This window comes from Vibrio sp. CB1-5 (genome assembly GCF_059412285.1).
Genome location: NZ_JBJHPB010000062.1, coordinates 1 through 2,561, shown reverse-complemented (window position 1 = coordinate 2,561; position 2,561 = coordinate 1). Strand labels below are relative to the sequence as shown.

The 2,561-nt window shown below is 49.0% G+C and carries 3 protein-coding genes; all 3 read left to right on the top strand.

Going from position 1 to position 2,561, the window contains the following annotated elements; genetic code table 11:
• The first annotated feature begins 81 nt into the window (after positions 1–81).
• The 3 genes from ACJB0T_RS21835 to tnpC all read left to right on the top strand — a co-directional run bounded on the left by ACJB0T_RS21835 (position 82) and on the right by tnpC (position 2,499).
• Positions 82–456, top strand: a complete 375-nt coding sequence (locus ACJB0T_RS21835) for a hypothetical protein (RefSeq protein WP_479289541.1) — start codon at positions 82–84, stop codon at positions 454–456.
• Positions 453–779, top strand: coding sequence for an IS66 family insertion sequence element accessory protein TnpB (gene tnpB / locus ACJB0T_RS21830; RefSeq protein ID WP_479289539.1), 327 nt, complete (start codon positions 453–455; stop codon positions 777–779). The genes ACJB0T_RS21835 and tnpB overlap by 4 nt, the downstream gene beginning before the upstream one ends.
• Positions 780–894: 115 nt before the next feature.
• Positions 895–2,499 (top strand): IS66 family transposase, encoded by a 1,605-nt coding sequence (gene tnpC, locus ACJB0T_RS21825; protein ID WP_479289537.1) that lies wholly within the window; start codon positions 895–897, stop codon positions 2,497–2,499.
• Positions 2,500–2,561: the final 62 nt, after the last annotated feature.

The following is a 2,561-nucleotide window of genomic DNA, read 5'->3' as shown; positions in this document are numbered from 1 at the left end:
GTGAGCTTACGGCAACATAGCTCAACTTAATCATTTAACTCTGATTTACTGAGTGCATATCCAACTTAAGGAAAATGCACGATGCCAAATCAGGAAAATCTCAATCAGGCCATTGCTGACTACCAGCACTGGCGACAAACCCGCACCAATAAACACGCCAGGATCCCTGACGAACTGCGCGGCTTAGCGATTAAACTGCTCGATGAATATCGAGTCAGTCAGGTCACCAAAGCGCTCCGGATCTGTTCCACCCAGCTCAACGCTTGGCGCAAACAACTTCCTGCGAAGCAGCCTGTCCCTGACTTTGTGCCGCTACAAGTTAACCCCGATTTGCAATACAAGTCAGAGGTAAACCTACAACTCACTCTACCTAATTCAAGTCAGATCTGTATCAGCGGAGCGTTGTCCACAGACTTGCTGCGAGTTCTGATACAGGAAGCGGGAGAGCAACGATGATCCACCTAACCGCTAATACCAAAATACTACTTGCTACTCAACCTGCTGATTTCCGCTGTGGCATTGATGGGTTCGCCGCTCTATGTCGTCATCAGCTAAAACAAGAGCCACGCAGCGGAACGCTATTTGTGTTTACCAACCGCCGAAAAACCATGCTAAGGGCGTTATGTTATGACGGCTCTGGTTTCTGGTTGATGAGTAAACGTCTGACGAAAGGCAGCTTCCAGGACTGGCCTCGTCATCAACAGGAGGGAGTGACCCCTTTGGCCGCTAAGCAACTGAAAGTCCTGCTGACAGGTCAAACTGGTTGGCAAAGACTATGACTGCACGCACACTTTTATCCATTAGATACTCGATCATCACGATCAGTTTGACCGATCATTCTGTAGTGGAATAATAAGCCTCATCAACCCAACAGGCCAATCGACAGGAAATAAGATGGCGCAAGACTTTACCGACATCGACAGTGAAGAGCTGGACGGACTTATCCAGCGAGTGCAGGAGGCCAAAGAGCATGACCTCGCACTGAGTGCGGAAGATTGCCATATCTTGTTGAAAGCTTTAAAAACACTGGCGGCCTTACAAGAGCGCCTATCTGACAACGATATTACCTTGCATAAGTTGCGTAAACTGGTGGGTATGGTTAGGTCATCGGAGACCATGGATACCCTGTTAGGTCAGAAAAGTAAGAAAAACAAAAACCGTGGTCAAAAACGCCCTAAGCCTAAAAATACTAAGCCCAACACCTCGGTGAAGCCGAAGGTGACCCAGCACAAACTAGACGGTCTGAATAAAGGGGATACCTGTCCTGAGTGTGAACAAGGCAAGCTGTACAAGTACGAGCCAGCCACCCTGTTACGTATCACTGGGCAAAGCCCGTTCATTCCGGAACAGCATGTGATGGAGCGGTTGCGTTGTAATACCTGCGGAGCTTACTTCACGGCGAAGTTGCCCGAAGAGGTGACTGAGGATGGAGAGCCAGGCCAGAAATATGGCTATAGTGCTCGCAGTCTAATGGCGTTGTATAAGTTTTTTGCGGGTGCCCCTTACTATCGTCAGGAAAGCATTCAAGCATTGATGGGAGTTAAGCTTATCGCTTCGACTGTCTTTGACCAAACGGAGTTACTCGCCAATAGCTTGCAGCCGGTTTATAACCAGTTAAAAGTGTTTGCGGCCAACGCTGAGCACTACTACTTGGATGATACGAGTAACCGAATTCTAGACAAAGTCCCGATAGAAAAGCCACGGCGAAATAACACGCAAATGCGCGAGCGCAGTGGCGTTTACAGCTCAGGTATCGTTGCCAGTCTAAAAGGCGGGCGTAATATTATCTTGTATCAAACCAACATAGGTCATGCAGGCGAGTTCATTGACGAGCTCTTAAGTGAGCGAGGAAAAACACTGGCCCCACCGATATTGATGAGTGATGCCTTGTCCAGCAACCGCCCGTCGGTGGGCTATGAAGTTGAACACTGCCTATGTAATAGCCATGGACGACGGCAATTCGCAGAAGTTCTCAACCAGTTCCCCGAAGAGGTAGAGCAGGTATTAGAATGGTATGGGGCTATCTGGCGGCATGATGATGAGGCAACGACGTTAGGGTTAACTGCGGAACAGCGTCTGGCTTGGCATAAAAATCTGTCCCTTCCAGTGATGGAGCAAATCCGTGACTGGGGTAAGGCTGAACTGGAAAGTGGCCACATAGAGGAAAATAGCAGCCTTGGTAAAGCCGTAAGCTACTTCACTAAACATTATGAAGGGCTCACAGCCTTCTGCCGGGTCGAGGGTGCGAAGCTGGACAATAACCGAGTGGAGCAAGCGTTAAAACTGGTCGCCAGAAATCGCAAGAATGCGATGTTCCACAAAACCCAGGCAGGTGCGGATATCGCTGATGTGATAATGGCGATGATAGCCACATCGGCTGAAGCAGGCATTAATGTGCTGGATTATTTCAATACAGTGCAGCGGATGCAAAGCGAGGTTAAAGCTCGCCCGCAAGATTTTTTACCCTGGAACTACCGGTCCAATATCGAATCAAATTAGGGTCTGGCTTCGGCTAGAGCCACCTCGACATGCTTACGCAAGCTATGCTCCCGTAAGCTCAC